Origin of the sequence: Leucobacter japonicus (genome assembly GCF_001273855.1) — a bacterium.
In the GTDB taxonomy this organism is placed as follows: Bacteria; Actinomycetota; Actinomycetes; order Actinomycetales; family Microbacteriaceae; genus Leucobacter; species Leucobacter japonicus.
On the sequence record NZ_JHBX01000104.1, the window covers coordinates 257,014 to 273,112 of the forward strand.

Below are 16,099 nucleotides of genomic sequence, written 5' to 3' on the forward strand. Positions count from 1 at the left end.
TCGAACCGACTCAGCGCAGCGTGCGCCCGTTCTCGTCCATCCACCCCTTGGTGCGCCGCTGCTCGATGAGCACCATCACAATACCCAGGAGCCAGAACGGGATCTGCACGGCGAATGCCACCTGGAACGCGTGCAGCGAGTAATTCTCGGGTGATCCGGCACCCTGCAGGTCGAGCACGAGGCCGATCAGCAGAATCACGAGCAGTGAGGCCGTGAATCCGCCCGTGTTGACGAGGCCGGTGCCGAAGCCCGAATAGCTGCGCGGCGTGTGCGAGCGCGACACCTCGAACGAGATCATCGAAGCCGGCCCCCCGAGCGGGATGACCACGAGCAGCACGATGATGAGTGCCATCGGAGGCACGCCGGGCCACACAATTACTGCGCTCCAGACCAGCGCGATCAACACCGTAATGCTCAGGTTAAACCAGACACGGCGCTCGATGAATCGCGAACTCAGCGGCCCCAGCACCACGCTCGCCACCATCGACGAGACGACGGTGAGGCTCAGCAAGCCGCGGGCCGCTGCCGGGTCGAGCCCAAGCCCGCCGACGAGAAACGGGGTGCCCCACAGCAGCAGGAACACGTTCGACGCGAACGGCGACGCGAAGTGCAACCAGTAGGCAAGACGCACTCCCGGCAGCCGGAGCAGCTTGCGCGCGCGGTTCCAGAACCCGAGACCGGGCAGCTTCGTCTCCGCGATGATCGGGATGAGTTCGGTCGATGGCGGTTGCATCGCCTTGAGCGCCGCCGTGTTGGTTTCGGCGAACGATTGCGCGTTCTCCGTCGTTCGGCCGCGCCGCCGGAGCACGCGCTCGAAGGGAGTGGCGTCTCCGGGGGCGTTGCGCAGCACTGCGCACCCCAGGATCACGACGAGCAGTGCGAGCGCGGCAAGCCCGAGAAAACCGCTCATCCACCCGGTTGCGCCGACGAGGATCGCCAGCGGCACGACCGACACGAGTTGCCCCGCCTGCCCGATGAGGCCGGTCACCTGGCTGATCGTCGGCAACTGCCGCAGCGAGAACCACTCGGGCAGCATCCGCATCACGCTGATGAACGTGCACGCGTCACCGGCACCGACGAGGACGCGCGCGAGAATCGCGAGCCACACCTCAGGCACCGTCGCCATTGCGACCTGACCGGCGATCATCAAGGCTCCGCCGATCAAGATCATCGAGGTCGCACCGATGCGGTCGAGGAGCACCCCGACCGGAATCTGCAGGCCCGCATACACGAGCAACTGAATCACCGGAAAGATCGAGAGCGTGGTGGCGTCAATGCCGAAATGATCTTGCGCCGCCGGGCCGAGCGCCGACAACGACGAGCGATTGATGACGGCGACCGCATACGAAATCGCAGCGACTCCCCAGACCACCCACGGGAGGAATGGTCGAGTTGCACGCATAGTGCCATGCTACCGCCGCGCCCCCACCAGATCGTGCATCGGCGCGGCGCAGCGAGCGGCTCAGGAACGCTGCGGCAACGGCGGACCGTCGGGGAAATCAGAACGCGTGAGGTCCAGGAACATGGCGTCTTCCAGGTGCCCGCCCGGACGCACCTGATAGTCGCGCAGCACGCCGATGCGGCGGAAACCCAGTCGCTCATAGCTGCGAATCGCGCCCGCATTGTTCACATTCGGATCGAGGGTGACGCGTGTCACCCCATCGGCGAACTCGGCGCCGATCGCGAGCGCGAGCGCCTCCTCGCCGATGCGACGCCCGCGGAAGCGCGTGCCGATGAACAGGTGCATCACGGTCGTCGGGTACTCCGGGTCGTCGCCACGCAGCACGAACATCGCGCCGGCCGTCTGGCCTTCGACCTCGATGATGCGAGTGACATCGGCCGCCTCGATGAACTCGGCCTGCACGCGCTGCGGGGTGTAGCCCACCCACCACAGCGACACCTCGGGTTCGTCGAGGATCGCCACCAGGGGTTCGAGGTCGGCCGCCTGCGGGCCGCGGAGGGTAACGAGGGGGCCCACCAGGGGCTGCACTGCATCGGACATGGCTTCAGCGTAGCGGGTGCGGGGTGGGCCCGACGACCCTACTGGCCGAGGTCGGCCAGTCGCGCCTCTTCGTCCATGCGAATGCACGATTCGATCACGGCGTCGAGCGCACCGTTCATGACGTGGTCGAGGTTGTAGGCCTTGTAGCCTGTGCGGTGATCTGCGATGCGGTTCTCGGGGAAGTTGTAAGTGCGGATGCGCTCCGAACGGTCCATGGTGCGGATCTGGCTCGAACGGTGGGCGCTCGCCTCGGCAGCGACCTCTTCCTGCTGCTTCGCGAGAATACGGGCGCGCAGCACGCGCATCGCCGCTTCACGGTTCTGCAGCTGGCTCTTCTCGTTCTGCATCGCGACCACAATTCCGGTCGGCAGGTGGGTGATGCGCACGGCGGAGTCGGTCGTGTTCACCGACTGACCGCCGGGGCCCGACGACCGGTACACATCGATCTTGAGGTCGTTCTGGTTGATCTCGACCTCTTCGGGCTCGTCGACCTCGGGGTACACCAGCACGCCGGTCGTCGACGTGTGAATGCGCCCCTGGGACTCGGTCACGGGCACGCGCTGCACCCGATGCACGCCGCCCTCGTATTTGAGGTGCGCCCACGCGCCCTGCGACGGATCCGACGGGTTCGCCTTGATCGCCACCTGAACGTTTTTGTAGCCGCCCAGATCGCTCTCGTCTTTCTCGAGGAGCTCGGTCTTCCACCCCTTCGACTCGGCGTAGTGCATGTACATGCGCAGCAGGTCGGCGCCGAACAGCGCGGACTCCGCACCGCCTTCACCGCCCTTGATCTCGAGAATCACGTCACGCGCATCATCGGGGTCGCGCGGGATCAGCAGACGCCGCACACGCTCCTGCGCTTCGGCGAGCGCGGTTTCGAGCGCGGGAATCTCTTCGGCGAATGCCTCGTCTTCTTTGGCGAGCTCGCGAGCAGCTTCGAGGTCGTCGCCCACCTGCTGCCAGTGCTCGGACGCAGCCTTGATCTTGCTGAGCTCGGCATAACGGCGGTTGACCTTTTTCGCACGCGACGCATCGGCGTGCAACGCGGGATCGGCCAGCTCGTCTTGCAGCTTCGCGTGCTCGGCGATCAGCCCTTCGACCTGTTCGAACATGTTCTTTCCTCACCTCTCGCAGCCGCGACGTCGTCGCGCCCCAATCTACCGCCGGGATCCGGCAATGGCTGAGCCCGCCCCGGAGGATTCCAGGGCGGGCTCAGGTGCACTAGGACAGCGTGCCGGAACGCTGCAGCTCGACGAGCAGCGCCGCATTCGAGGCGCTCGCAGCCAGGCGTTCGCGCAGGCGATCCTGCGCGCCCTCCTGCGTCAGCTCGGCACGGAGGCGCGCAAGCACACCGGCTTCGTCGGCGCCGAGCACCGATTCTGCCTGACGCGTGCGCGAGGCAGCGAAATCAACCTCGGCTGCCAGGCCCGGGATCGCCTTCGCGATGCGCACTTCGCTGTTGACGACGGCGAGCACCTCGCGCAGCAGGAACTTGTCTGCGGACAGACCCGTCTTCGTCTGCACGGTCGCGACAACGGTCAGCGAACCGCCGTTCTCGACGTTGCGGGCTGCCGAGAGCAGGCGCTTGATCTGAGCGAGCGCGAACTCGTCGATCTCCTCGAGCCCCGGGCGACTTTGGGCGTGCTGCGCCTGGGCGTAGGCACGAGCGAAGCGGTTGAGCGAGTCAACGAGCACGACGACATCGTGCCCGAGCTCCACGAGACGCTTCGCACGGTCGATCGCGAGCTCCGCGATCGTGGCCTGGTCTTCAGCGCTGCGGTCGAAGGTGGCTGCGACCACTTCACCGCGCACGGAGCGCTGCAAACGTGTCACTTCTTCAGGCTGCGCATTGGCGAGCACGAGCAAGAGGTGCGCATCGGGTCGGTTGGTGCTGACCGCCTCGGCGAGTTCGCCGAGGAGTGCGGTGCCATCGGCACCCGCCGGGAGCACGAGCGCGGTGCGCTGGCCGAGCCCTGCGGGAGCCACGAGATCGATCGCGCGGCCGAGCACCCCCGACTGCGCGGTCTCGAAGCGCAGGCGCTCCTGCGGGTAGATGGGCGTCAGCTCCGCGATGTCTGCGCGCTGCTGCTGCTCATCGACCGGACGACCGTTGATCGTATCGATCTTGACGATCGCATTGTACTTCTGGCGGCTCGCACCATCGTTGGCGCCGGGCTGGCGAATCGCGCCGACCACGGCATCGCCGCGGCGCAGGCCGTACTTCTTCACCTGGCCGAGCGATACGTACACGTCGCTGGTTCCGGGAAGGTACCCGCTCGTGCGCACGAACGCGTAGTTGTCGAGCACGTCGAGAATGCCTGCGATCGGCAGCAGCACGTCGTCTTCGGTGATCTCGGGCTCGAGATCGTCGCCCTGACCGCGGCGCTTGCGGTCGCGCTGACGGGTACGGCTGGAACGATTCGAGTTGTCGCCGCCCTTGTCGTCCTTGGGCCCGTTCTGGCCCTGGCCGTTCTGGCGCTGGCCGTTCTGGCTGTTGCCGCCCTGACCTTTGCCGTTCTGACGGCTCTCGTTCTCGTCGTCAGCGGCGGGTTCGGTCGATTCCGCACCCTCGGCGTCGTTCTTCTGTCCGCGTCCACGGCCGCGACGGTTGCGGCTGGGGCGCTCGCTCTCGCCGGTCTCCGCCTGCTCGGCGGCTTCTCCTGCCGATTCTGCCGGAGCATCGGCGGCGGGCTGCTCAGCAGCGGGCGTCGCAGCACCCTCGGATTCGGCGGACTCTGCCGTCTGCGGAGCCGCGGTTGCGGCCGACGCACGGCGGCTGCGCGTGCGCTTCGCCGGCGCCTCGGATGCCTCCGACTCAGCCGAGTCGGCAGCCGGAGCAGCGGCGTCTGCAGCGGGAGCCTCAGCCGCGGCATCGGCTGCGGGAGCCTCAACCTTTTTGCGGCTGCGCGTCGCGCGCTTCTTCGGTGCCTCAGCAGCCTCGGCCGCCGGTGCCTCTGCAGCAGCAGCGTCGGTGGCCGCCTCGGCGTCGGCTGCCGGAGCCTCAACCTTCTTGCGGCTGCGCGTCGCGCGCTTCTTCGGCGCCTCAGCAGCCTCGGCCGGGGCCGCAGCAGCCTCGGCCACCGGAGCCGCAGCGGACTCAGCCGCCGGAGCAACCGCGGCGGCGGCTGCTTCGGCAGCAGCCGGCTCGCTCGCGACCGCAGCGCCTGCGGCGGCGCTCACGCGGCGCGAGGCACGTCGGCGCGGCGGCGCCGTCTCGGTCGGTGCTGCGGCGTCGGCCGCAGCAGGGGTGGTGGTGTCGTCAACGTTGGATTCCACGTTCTTCCTTTCGGAACGCCGCCAGAACAGCGCGCGCATACGGCCTCGCCTTCCCGCGGTGGTGCACTGATGTGCTTCGGGATCACCGTGCGATGTCTTCACGATGAGATAACGATCCACAGTTCCGCATGAGCGGACATCGACGGCTTCGGCTAGTGCGCAGAACCCGCGGGGATCGCCTCCACTGTAGCACCCTTGGTATCGACCGCCAGGGTGAGCACGCGCCAATCCGGGTGCGTTTCAGTGACCTGGTCGGCCGCTTGCATGCGGTCGAGCGGCCCGTTCGAGAGCACGAGCACGGAGGGCCCGGCACCCGACACCACGGCGGCGTGACCGGCGGATCGCAGTTCACCGATGAGGTCGCGCGTGGCCGGCATCGCGGCGCCGCGGTAGTTCTGGTGCAGGCGATCCTCGGTGGCTTCGAGCAGCAGTTCGGGGCTCTGCGTCAGCGCCGCGATGAGCAACGCCGAGCGTGAGACGTTGAAGACCGCGTCCTCGTGCGGCACCTGCTTCGGTTGCAGGCTGCGCGCGAGCTCCGTCGACATCGTGAAGCTGGGCACGAGCACGAGCGGAGCGACCCCGCGGTGCACCATGAGTCGTTTGAACCGGGGGCCCTGCTCGGTGGTCCAGGCGATCGTCAGCCCGCCGAAGAGCGCCGGCGCGACGTTGTCGGGGTGCCCTTCGAGTTCGGTGGCGAAGGCGAGCAGTTGCTCTTCGCTCAGGTCGAGCGGCGCGACGGGGTCGCTCTGCAGCAGGCCGGCTGCGATCATCACGCCCGCGACGATCGCGGAGCCCGAAGATCCCATGCCGCGGCCGTGCGGAATCCGGTTCGTCGCGGAAACGTCGAGCCCGGGCATGTCGCGGCCCAATTGGGCGTAGACGTGCGCGGTCGAGCGCACCACCAGGTTGGTCTCGTCGGTGGGCACCTCCCCCTCGCCGACGCCTGACACGGTGACGCTGGCCCCGGGCGCGTCGCGTACGACGGCAATGAGCTCGTCACCGTAGGCGAGAGCGATGCCGAGCGTGTCGAATCCGGGGCCGAGGTTGGCGCTGGTCGCGGGAACGCGCACCTTGACGGCGCGGCCGACGCCGCTCGCCGCGCTCACGCCTGGCCCTCGAGTCGCAGAACGCTGGTGACGTCGGTGACCACGTCGGCGGCGCGCAGCGCCTCGACGGTCGCGGCGAGGTCGGCCTCACGCGCACGGTGCGTGCCGATGACGAGCGCGGCGCTCGGTTCGGCGCCTTCCGCGCCCTGCGCGACGGTCTGCTCGACGCTGGCCGCGGAGACGCCGTGTTCGGCGAGAATGCCGGCGATGCTCGCGAGCACGCCGGGCTGGTCGCGAACGGCGAGCATGATCTGATAGGCCGTCGTCACTTCGCCAACAGGGAGGATCGGCAGTTCGGCGTGGAGCGACCCCGGGATGCCGGGCCCACCGACCACGTGTCGACGCGCTGCCGAGACGACGTCGCCGAGTACGGCCGAGGCGGTCTCAGCGCCACCGGCGCCCGCGCCGTAGAACATGAGCTCACCAGCGGCTTCGGCTTCCACGAACACGGCGTTCTTGCCGCCGTAGACCGCCGCGAGCGGGTGGTCGCGGCGGATCAGTGCCGGGTACACGCGCGCAGAAACGCCCGAGGTGCCGTCGGCGGCCTCCAGGCGCTCGGCGATCGCGAGGAGCTTGATGACGTAGCCGGCGTTCTTCGCCGCGTCGATCTGCGCCCCGGTGATGCTGGTGATGCCCTCGCGGTGCACGGCGTCGACCGGAACCTCGGTGTGGAAGGCGATGCTCGCGAGGATGGTGGCCTTCTGCGCGGCGTCGTAGCCCTCGACGTCGAGGGTCGGGTCGGCTTCGAGGAAGCCCAGCTCGCTGGCGACGCGCGAGGCGTCTTCGGCGCTGTCGCCGAAGCGGTCCATACGGTCGAGGATGTAGTTCGTCGAGCCGTTGACGATGCCGAGCACCCGGGTGATGTGGTCGCCAGCGAGGCTCTCGCGGAGGGGGCGGAGGATCGGAATCGCCGCGGCGACCGCAGCCTCGTATGAGAGCTGCGCGCCGACCTGCTCGGCGACCTCGGAGAGCTCGGGCCCGTGAGCGGCGATGAGCGCCTTGTTCGCGGTGACGACGTCGGCGCCGCCCTGCAGCGCTTGCGTGATGAGCGTGCGCGCGGGCTCGATGCCGCCCATCAGCTCGATGACGATGTCGGAACCCTGCACCAGGCGCTCGGCATCGGTCGTGAAGAGCTCCTGAGGCAGTTCGACATCACGCTTGCCGTTCACGTCGCGCACGGCGATGCCGGCGAGCGTGAGGCGCGCGCCGATGCGCGCTGCGAGCTCGTCGCCGTGCTCGAGGATGAGTCGTGCCACTTGCGCGCCCACTGAGCCGCAGCCCAGCAGTGCCACGCGAAGGTCGCGATATCCGTTCATCTGTATCTCCTTGAGGGTGTGGTTCGGGATCGCCGCTCGCGGCGCAATGGTGAGGTCTGAGGCAGTTCGTCAGTCTGCACGGGCCGGGGCCACCGGCGCCGGAATGACCGACTTCGCCAGCAGTTCGTCTTCGGTTTCGCCGCGCACGATGATGCGGGCCGAGCCGTTGGCGACCGCGATGACCGGCGGACGGGGCACGTAGTTGTAGTTGCTCGAGAGCGACCAGCAGTACGCGCCCGTCGCGGCGACAGCGAGCGTGTCGCCCGGCTGCACGTCACCCGGCAGCACGTCGCGCTGCACGACGATGTCACCCGATTCGCAGTGCTTGCCGACGACGCGAACGAGCGCCGGGGCGGCGTCGCTGTCACGGTTGGCGATCCTGACCTGATAATCGGCACCGTAGAGCGCCGGTCGCGCGTTGTCGCTCATGCCACCGTCGACGCTCACGTAGAGCCGTTCGGAGAAGCCGAGATCGGCCGGATCGGCTGCGGCATCGGAGCCGGCGAGCGCGACCGACTTCGTCGTACCGACGGTGTAGAGCGTGACACCCGCCTGGCCGATGATGGTGCGGCCGGGCTCGAATGCGAGCTTCGGGATCGCGATGCCCACTTCAGCGGCGGTCTCCGCGACGATGTCCGCCAGTTCGGCGGCGATGCGCGCGACGTCGGGCGCTTCGTCGGCCTGAGCCGAGGTGTAGGCGATGCCGAAGCCGCCGCCGAGGTTGAGCTCGGGAATCGGGCGCCCGGCGATCCGCTCGAGCTCGGGGTAGGCGCCGAGCAGACGGCGCGCCGATTCGCGGAAGCCGTCGGTGGCGAAGATCTGCGACCCGATATGGCAGTGCAGGCCGACGAAGTCGAGGCTGTCATGCGCCAGGATCGCCGTCACGAGCCGCGGGGCATCGTCAAGGGGCTGCCCGAATTTCTGGTCTTCGTGCGACGTCGCGAGGAAGTCGTGCGTGGACGCGTGCACGCCGCTGTTCACGCGCAGTCGGACGCGCTGCTGCCGCCCCGCCGCGCGTGCGGCCGCAGCGATGCGCTCCGTCTCGATCTCGCTGTCGATGATGACTGTGCCGACTCCGGCCTCGACCGCGCGCCGGATCTCGCGCTCAGACTTATTGTTGCCGTGGAAGCCGATTCGCGCCGGGTCGACCCCCGCCGCGAGTGCCACGGCCAGTTCGCCGCCGCTCGCAACGTCGACCGCGAGCCCCTCGTCGACCATCCACTGCGCCACCTCGACGCATAGGAAGGCCTTGCCTGCGTAATACACCGTCGCACTCGTGCCGACGCGTTCGGCTTCGCGCTGCAGCGCCTCGCGCACCTCGCGCGCACGGCTGCGGGCCGCGGCCTCGTCAATCACGTAGAGCGGTGAACCGAACTGCGCGGTGAGATCGGTGGCGCGCACGCCTCCCAGCTTGAGCTGGCGGCATTCGCTGCCGCGACGGGCGGACGGCGGGAACACGCGCGCATCGATCGCGTTCGGGTTCGCGGCGTTCGCCTCTGCCATGTGTGCTCCTGGGGTCTCGATCTCGTGTCCGTCGAACTCGCGGGCCGCGAGAGAGCGACCGATGGCGAGCGGACCCGGATTGGCCCCTGAAGCCGTGCGCGCGGAGGAATCCTCTGAACGAACCCGTTCAGCTTACCGGGTGAGTCACGAGGGCTGGGCATACGACGAGGACCGGCGACGACCCTGACGGTGCAGGATCGCGGCCGGCCCTCGAGCGGTGACCGTGCAGTCGGGTCGTGAGGCTAGCCCACGCCCTCGAGCATGTCGGTCTCGGTGTTGCCGATGTTCGCGATGACCTCGGGACGGCTCTTCCGGAGGAACACGAACCACCCGAGCGCGACAACCATGGTCGCGAGGAACAGGTACGGAATCACGTTGAGCGGGAAGGCCGGCACCGGGTACACGTTCGCGAAGAAGACGTAGACCATAGCGACGACCGCGATGAACGCGCAGATGCTCACGAGCGCGCTGCGCATCCCTTCGCGGCGCACCCAGGCGACGCAGGCGATGGCGACCAGCGCGTAGGCGACCATGTAGCCAAACGTGCCGTAGGTATCGACCCACACCACGATGTCCATCGGGTGCGTTCCGCTGATGAGCAGGATCGCATCGAGCAGGATCGCGAGCGGCCCTGCGATGAGCAGCACGCGGTGCGGGGTGAGGTGGGTGTCGTGCGTGCGGCCGAAGCGCTCGGCGACGACGCCTTCCTTGCCCATGACGTAGACGATCCGGCCGACCACGTTGAGCGGTGCCACGACCACGGCGAAGAACGACGCGGCGACACCGAAGGTGAGGATCGGGGTAAACCATCCGGGCATGCCGATGCGCTCCGAGATGGCCTGCAACGGGCTCGCGACCTCGCCGAGATCATCGCCGAGCACGGCGATCTGCGTGTAGGCGGCGAAGACGTACAGCACACCGACGACCACGGCGCTCCACATGATGGCGCGGGGAATCGCGGTGTAGGGGTTCTTCGCTTCGCGCCCGAGCGCATCGGCCGAGGAGAATCCGACGAAGCCGAGGATGCCGAGCACCATGCCCGCCGCGACGCCCTGGAACGGCACGCCCTCGAAGGAGAACTGCTTCGGATCCCACGCGTCGGGCCCAATCGCGATCAGTGCCGTGACGAGCAGGATCAGGATGATGGCGACCGAGGCGAGCTCGAGCACGAGCGAGACGCGCGCGGAGATGCGGATGCCGCGAATCGTGAAGAACGTCGCGAGGCCGCCGATCACGATGGCGAGCGCGATGAGCCAGATCTTGCTCGATGCGGGCAGGCCGAACGACACGAGCAAATCAGACATGTACGAGACCGCACCGCCGAGCGAACCGGCGGCGATGCCCCAGCAACCGATGATGAGCGCGACGCCCGCGATGTAGGCGCCGGTCGGGCCGAGGCCCTTCGCGACGTACGTGTACAGGGATCCGGCCGACGCGTTCTTCTTCGCGAAGACTGCGACGCAGTAGCCGACGCAGACGATGACGATCGTCGCGAGGATGAACGACAGCATCGTGCCGTTGCCGGCACCGATGAAGATCGACGCGGCGGTGAACGCGATGACCGCGCTCGGTGCGATGTTCGCGATGGCCTGAGCAGCGAGCTCGGGCCCCGACATCACACCGCGACGCAGGCCGGCGTCGACCGGCGCCTGCTGGGTGGTGGTGGTCATGTGAGTGACTCTCCTTCGAGTGGGTGGGTGATCCGCGAACGGATTACGGGATGAGCAGGGTGCGCAGCACGCCGCCGGTTTCGAGATCGTCGAGCGCTTCTGCGGCCTCGGCGAGGGGGCGCCGGCCCGAGATCAGCGGATCGAGCTTGAGCTGTCCGTCCATGTAGCGGTCGACCAGCGCGGGAATGTCGATCGACGGACGCACCGAGCCGTAGTTGGAGCCGAGAATGCGCTGGTCGGCTTCGGCGAGCACGAGCGGCTCGAACGACGCCTTCGCGCCGGTCGGCGGCAGACCCACGATGACGGCGGCGCCGCCGAGTCCGAGCATGCGGATCGCCTGCTCCGTGGTCGAGGTGCGGCCGATGGCATCGAACGCGTAGTCGACACCGTCGGGAATGAGCTCGAAGAGCTGCTCCACGGCGTCGCGGTCGGAGGCATCGATGCGATCCGTCGCGCCGAACTGCAGGGCCATCGCAGTCTTCTCGGGCACGACGTCGACGGCGATGATGCGCTCGGCGCCGGCGAGCTTCGCGCCCTGCACGACGTTGAGGCCCACGCCACCGCAGCCGATGACGGCGACGGTCGAGCCGGGCTCGACACCCGCAGTGTTCAGCACGGCGCCGACGCCGGTCGCGACGGCGCAGCCGACGACCGCGATGACATCGAGGGGTGCGTCATCGCGCACCTTGATGGCGCCCGAGACCGGGACGACGACCTCTTCGGCGAAGGACGAGACGCTGAGGTAGTGGTGAATGGGCTCGCCCGTGTCGGTGCGGCTGAGGCGCGAGGTGCCGTCGAAGAGCGAGCCGTGGGTGTTGTTCACCTCGACGACCTTCTGGCAGCGGGCTTCGTGCCCCTGCAGGCAGTAGCGGCACTCACCGCACGGAGGCACCCAGCTCAGCACGACGTGGTCGCCGACGGCGAGCGACGTGACGCCCTCACCGAGCTCGACGACGACGCCCGAGCCTTCATGGCCCATGACCATGGGAGCGGGGGCATCCCATTCGCCGCGCTTCACGTGCAGGTCGGAGTGGCAGACACCGGCGGCAGCGATCTTCACGCGCACCTCACCGGCTTTCGGCGCCGCCAGTGTGACGTCGGTGACCTCTGCGCGGGTCGAGGGATCTCGGAACACGACAGCCTGCATGCTGCACTCCTTCGTTCAACGGATTCGGAACGCCTCGGATCGCAGCGTGCGACCGCGATGGCGACTCAGATGAGGCTACGGAGCAGTCGCGGCACTTGTCATTGCACCAAGTGACGATCTTCTCCACCTCACTTCAGCACTTGGTACACTCTCGGCATGGCTCTCGATCTCTCCGCGGTGGTGCGTGCGGTCGGCGGATCCGTTGCCGCGGGGCGGTTGCCGGATCGCACGCCCGTCGACGGCGTCGCCGAAATCGACGGGTACGTCGTCATCGGCAATCCGGCCTACGCCACGCTCGTCACCGGCCCGTCCGAGCAGCTGCTTGCCGACCTCGGCTCCCCCGGAGACCGGCGCGAAACACTGCTCGGCGCAGTGTTCGTCTCCCCCGAGAACGGCGAGGTGCTGCGCTCGGCGCTGCAGGCGCACGGTATGACCGCGATCCTCGGCACCGACCTGTCGGGCGCGACGCTGCACGCCGCGCTGCACGCGCTGATCGCCGACGATCGCGCCGCCGCCGATCGTCTCGTCACCGCCGGCATGAACGTGCTCACCCAGGTCGCGCGACGCGGAGGCGTGACGGCGGTGATCGCCGAGCTCGCCCACCGCATCGACGGCTGGGCCGTGCTGCTCGACGCACACGGCCAGGTCATCGCGAGCGCCGGAGCCGGGCGCCTGCATGTCTCGGACGCCGCCGCATTCGCACTGGGGCGCCCCGTGCGCGTGCGACACGACGGCCTGCAGCTGCACCGGGTCGGATCAGACCAGGATCTCGCTGGATCGCTCGTGATCGCGACGCGCTCGAGCCGCACGAGCCATGCCCGCGATCTGTCGTCGCTCGCCGCCGCACTCTTCGACCTGCTGCTGCGCAGCCACGACCCCTCGCTCACCGAGCACCTGGGGCGCGGAGCCCTGCTTGACACCCTCGTCGCCGGCGGCGATCGCGCCGAGCAGTTGCTGCACCGCTGGGGTGTGCACGAGCGCACCCTCACCGCGTTCGAACTCGGCGCCCGCACACGCACGATCGATCTCGAACGACTGCTGCGACGCTGGTGCGATGAGCTCGGCGCCGAGCACGTTTTCGCCGCCGATCACGGCCACATTCGCGGATTCGTGCGCGACGACCTCGCAGCGCACCTGCACGCGCGTGTATTGGAGTTCGCCCCGGTCGGCGGCCTGCGCGTGCACCTCGGCGTCGGCGACCCCGCTCCCGTCACCGCTCTCGCGCACTCGGCAACGCAGGCGCACCAGGCGCTCGGTGCCGCCCTCGACGACGGCCGCCCCGCCGTGCGCTACGCCGAGTTGCCCACCGTCGACCTCGTGCTCTCCACCCTGCAGTCCGCGAACCGCGGCGGCCTCACCGTGCTGCTCGACCCCTTGCGCGACGCCGATGGAGCGCATGGCGAACTCACCCGCACGCTGCACGTATTCCTCTCAGAGCATGGAGCGCACCGCTCGAGCGCGACCCGCCTCGGCATCCACCGGCAGACCCTCGTCTCGCGCGTTCGTCGCATCGAGGATCTCACCGGGCTCGCACTCGACCGCGCCGACGACCGGGCCGCGGCATGGCTCGCGCTGCGGGCCGCCGGCCTGTGACCCTCCGCGAAGCCGCAGCGATCGAAGTCAGTCGCAGGTGCCCTGTTGCTGCTCGGCCGAGTCGGAGATGATGCCGGGTGCGAGCGAGGCCCGCAGCGTCACCGAACCCGTGCTCGAGAGCACGATGTCGGTCAGGGTGATCCCGCGCGGCAATTGGTCTGCGATGCAGACGGTCTGCGGCTTCAAGATCGGGTCGAGCAGTGAGCCCGTCGCCTGCGCGAGCTGCTCGGTCGAGAGGTCGAAGCCCGCAGCGCTCAGACCGAGTGGATCGATTTCAACCGCTCCGTCCACCGCCTTGACGCCGAGTCGCGCCGAGATCGTGAGCTGTTGCCCGAACGTCTCCACCGATCGGCCGACGACCAGTTCGCCGCCCTGCACTTCGCCCGTCTGCGCAACTCCCTGGGTGAGCAGAGAGATCACGGGTCCGAGCTGATCTTTGTCGAGCGTGAGATCGACCGTACCGTTGGTGATGTCGCCCGATGTCGGATTGAACGGCACGAGATCGGCGTGCAGCGAACCGTCGGCCTGAATGCCGTTCATCACCGGAGCGTCGGGAACCTCGACCGTGACGTCGCCGACCCCGCCGCGCACCGCATTCAGCAGTGTTGAACCGCCGAGTGACACGTCGACCGGATGGTCATCGGTCAGCTTCAGTTCCGTGCGCACGGCACCCGCGATGACGCCCGGAATGATGAGGCGCAGCGCGAACTCCGCTGCAACCCCCAGCAGCCCGACGACCACCACGACCGCGATGAGCTTCGTCCACCACCGCGACCCCCGCCGTTCGGCCCCCATGCCGAAACTCCGCTCTACAACCGCTCGGGTGCGGTCACCCCGAGCAGGTCGAGCCCGTTGCGCAGCACCTGACCGGCCGCGTCGTTCAGCCACAGCCGCGTACGATGCAGGTCTTCGACCGGCTCTTCGCCCAGCGGGATCACGCGGCAGTTGTCGTACCAGCGGTGGTACGCCGCTGCGAGTTCTTCCAGGAAGCGCGCGATGCGATGCGGTTCGCGCAGCTCCGCAGCGCCCGCGACGATGCCCGGGTACTGCTGCAGCTTGCCGAGCAACTCGGTTTCGGTCTCGTGCGTCAGCAACTCAGGTGCGAACGCGCTGCGGTCGATGCCGGCAGCTGCCGCGTTGCGGTCGACGGCGCAGGTGCGCGCGTGCGCGTACTGCACGTAGAAGACCGGGTTATCGTTCGTGCGGCTGCGCACCTGCTCGCCGTCGAGCGCCAAAGGCGAATCGGCCGGATAACGGGCAAGCCAGTAGCGCAGCGCGTCAGAGCCCAGCCACTCGAGCAGGTCGTCGAGCTCGATGATGTTGCCCGCACGCTTCGAGAGGCGCGCGCCGTTCAGGTTCACGAGCTGCCCGATGAGCACGGTGACGTCGGTCTCGATGTTGTCGCCCGCGGCGCCCGCAATCGCCGTCAGACGACCGATGTACCCGTGGTGGTCGGCTCCGAGCAGATAGATCTTCTCACCGAACCCGCGATCCATCTTCGACAGGTAGTACGCGGCGTCGGCGGCGAAGTAGGTGTAAATGCCGTTGCCACGGGTGAACACGCGGTCCTTGTCATCTCCGAACGCGGTCGTGCGCACCCAGATGGCGTCGTCCTCTTCGAAGACGTGGCCCTGCTCGCGCAGGCGATCCACCGCCGCAGCGATCGGGCTCGGCGAGCCGTCGGCCCCCTCGGTGTGCAGCGTACGCTCCGAGAAATAGACGTCGAAGTGCACGTTGAAGCGTTCGAGCGAGTCTTTGATCTCGGCGAGCTGAATCTGATAGCCGAGCTCCTGAGCCTGCTCGAGCGCCGCGTCGCGATCGCTCTCAGCGAGCTCGGGCAGCTTGGGCTCGCGCTCGAGAATCTTGCGGCCGAGTTCCTGGATGTAGGCACCCGGGTACGCGTCTTCCGGTGCCTCTTCGCCGAGCGCGGCAGCAAGCACCGAGCGACCGAACTTGTTCATCTGCGCGCCGGCGTCATTGATGTAGTACTCGCTCGTGACCTGCGCACCCGCGGCACGCAGCACGCGCGCCGTCGAGTCGCCGAGCGCGGCCCAGCGGGTGTGGCCCATGTGCAGCGGGCCGGTCGGGTTCGCGGAGACGAATTCCAGGTTGATGTTCTGGCCGGCGAGCATGTCGCTGCGACCGTAGTTCTCGCCCTGCTCGACGACGCGACGCGCCGTCTCGCCCGCGCTCGCAGCGTCGAGCGTCAGGTTGATGAAACCGGGGCCCGCGACCTCGGCCTTCGCGACGCCGTCGATCTCGAGCGCGCGCGCCACGATTTCCTCGGCGAGCTCGCGCGGGTTCGCCCCGACGCGCTTCGCGAACTTCATGGCGGCGTTCGACGCCCAATCGCCGTGCTCGCGGTTCTTCGGTCGCTCGACCTGCGTGTCCTGCTCGGTCACGACGATCTCGGAGCCACGGGCGGCGACGAGGTCGGAGAGGATGGCGGCGAGTGCGGTAGCGAGTTCTTGAGGCGTCACGAGCAT

12 protein-coding genes are annotated in these 16,099 nt (G+C 68.4%); 1 reads left to right on the forward strand and 11 read right to left on the reverse strand.

Annotated elements, in window-relative coordinates; translation table 11 throughout:
• Positions 1-10: 10 nt before the first annotated feature.
• The 9 genes from AMS67_RS05635 to AMS67_RS05675 form a co-directional block, all read right to left on the reverse strand.
• Positions 11-1,402 carry an MFS transporter gene (locus AMS67_RS05635; RefSeq protein WP_053386477.1) on the reverse strand — a complete coding sequence of 464 codons (1,392 nt, stop codon included), beginning with the start codon at positions 1,400-1,402 and terminating at the stop codon, positions 11-13.
• A 60-nt stretch (positions 1,403-1,462) separates the two neighbouring features.
• Positions 1,463-2,002: a GNAT family N-acetyltransferase gene (locus tag AMS67_RS05640; RefSeq protein WP_053386478.1), complete on the reverse strand. Its 540-nt coding sequence runs from the start codon at positions 2,000-2,002 to the stop codon at positions 1,463-1,465.
• Positions 2,003-2,040: 38 nt separating this feature from the next.
• Positions 2,041-3,114, reverse strand: a complete 1,074-nt coding sequence (gene prfA / locus AMS67_RS05645) for a peptide chain release factor 1 (RefSeq protein ID WP_053386479.1) — start codon at positions 3,112-3,114, stop codon at positions 2,041-2,043.
• 109 nt (positions 3,115-3,223) lie between these two features.
• Positions 3,224-5,278, reverse strand: a complete 2,055-nt coding sequence (locus tag AMS67_RS05650; protein ID WP_053386480.1) for a transcription termination factor Rho — start codon at positions 5,276-5,278, stop codon at positions 3,224-3,226.
• Positions 5,279-5,430: 152 nt separating this feature from the next.
• Positions 5,431-6,384, reverse strand: a complete 954-nt coding sequence (gene thrB / locus AMS67_RS05655; protein ID WP_053386481.1) for a homoserine kinase — start codon at positions 6,382-6,384, stop codon at positions 5,431-5,433.
• Positions 6,381-7,700 (reverse strand): homoserine dehydrogenase, encoded by a 1,320-nt coding sequence (locus AMS67_RS05660; protein ID WP_053351948.1) that lies wholly within the window; start codon positions 7,698-7,700, stop codon positions 6,381-6,383. Before AMS67_RS05660 ends, thrB begins: the two co-directional genes overlap by 4 nt.
• A 69-nt stretch (positions 7,701-7,769) precedes the next feature.
• Positions 7,770-9,203, reverse strand: a complete 1,434-nt coding sequence (gene lysA / locus AMS67_RS05665) for a diaminopimelate decarboxylase (protein ID WP_053386482.1) — start codon at positions 9,201-9,203, stop codon at positions 7,770-7,772.
• Between the two features lie 242 nt (positions 9,204-9,445).
• Positions 9,446-10,873 (reverse strand): APC family permease, encoded by a 1,428-nt coding sequence (locus tag AMS67_RS05670; RefSeq protein ID WP_053386483.1) that lies wholly within the window; start codon positions 10,871-10,873, stop codon positions 9,446-9,448.
• A 43-nt stretch (positions 10,874-10,916) separates the two neighbouring features.
• Positions 10,917-12,020 (reverse strand): alcohol dehydrogenase catalytic domain-containing protein, encoded by a 1,104-nt coding sequence (locus tag AMS67_RS05675; RefSeq protein WP_053386484.1) that lies wholly within the window; start codon positions 12,018-12,020, stop codon positions 10,917-10,919.
• A gap of 156 nt (positions 12,021-12,176) precedes the next feature.
• Between AMS67_RS05675 and AMS67_RS05680 the strand changes: the two genes are divergently transcribed.
• Positions 12,177-13,613 (forward strand): PucR family transcriptional regulator, encoded by a 1,437-nt coding sequence (locus AMS67_RS05680; RefSeq protein ID WP_053386485.1) that lies wholly within the window; start codon positions 12,177-12,179, stop codon positions 13,611-13,613.
• Between the two features lie 27 nt (positions 13,614-13,640).
• On the opposite strand, the gene AMS67_RS05685 is transcribed toward AMS67_RS05680, so the two are convergent.
• Together AMS67_RS05685 and argS are read right to left on the reverse strand one after the other, a co-directional pair.
• A complete protein-coding gene (locus tag AMS67_RS05685; protein WP_053386486.1) occupies positions 13,641-14,408 on the reverse strand; it encodes an LmeA family phospholipid-binding protein in 768 nt (255 codons plus the stop codon).
• 14 nt (positions 14,409-14,422) lie between these two features.
• The gene (gene argS / locus AMS67_RS05690; RefSeq protein ID WP_053386730.1) at positions 14,423-16,093 is read right to left on the reverse strand and encodes an arginine--tRNA ligase; all 1,671 of its coding nucleotides are present in this window, start codon (positions 16,091-16,093) and stop codon (positions 14,423-14,425) included.
• Positions 16,094-16,099 lie beyond the last annotated feature (6 nt).